Origin of the sequence: Corynebacterium nasorum (genome assembly GCF_030229765.1) — a bacterium.
GTDB classification, from domain to species: Bacteria; Actinomycetota; Actinomycetes; order Mycobacteriales; family Mycobacteriaceae; genus Corynebacterium; species Corynebacterium kefirresidentii.
This window is the reverse complement of record NZ_JASPGY010000029.1, coordinates 1-285: the sequence shown is the minus strand read 5'-3', so window position 1 is coordinate 285 and position 285 is coordinate 1. Positions and strand designations below refer to the sequence as shown.

At 54.4% G+C, this 285-nt stretch carries 1 pseudogene; it reads left to right on the top strand.

The features are described from left to right. Positions 1 to 202 (top strand): annotated as a pseudogene (locus tag QP904_RS11740) (IS110 family transposase); the annotation flags it as partial. Positions 203 to 285: the final 83 nt, after the last annotated feature.

Genomic DNA, 285 nt, shown 5'->3' with positions numbered 1-285 from the left:
CCTATGGCAATCGTCTTTTGCATCGATCAGATTCCACGAGCGTTCCCGGCAATTCTATGAACGAAAACGCAAAGAAGGCAAAAGACACAACACCGCAGTCGTCGCACTCGCACGCCGACGCCTCAACGCTCTCTTCTCCATGATGCGAAACGGCGAGCACTACCGAGACATCTCTACAGCTCAGGAGGCTGCAGCAGCCTAAAGCCAACAGACCCCCATCCAAGCCGATTGCACAGCAAGCCCAACCGGCTCCTCAAGGTACCCAAAACAACATCTACGAGACGA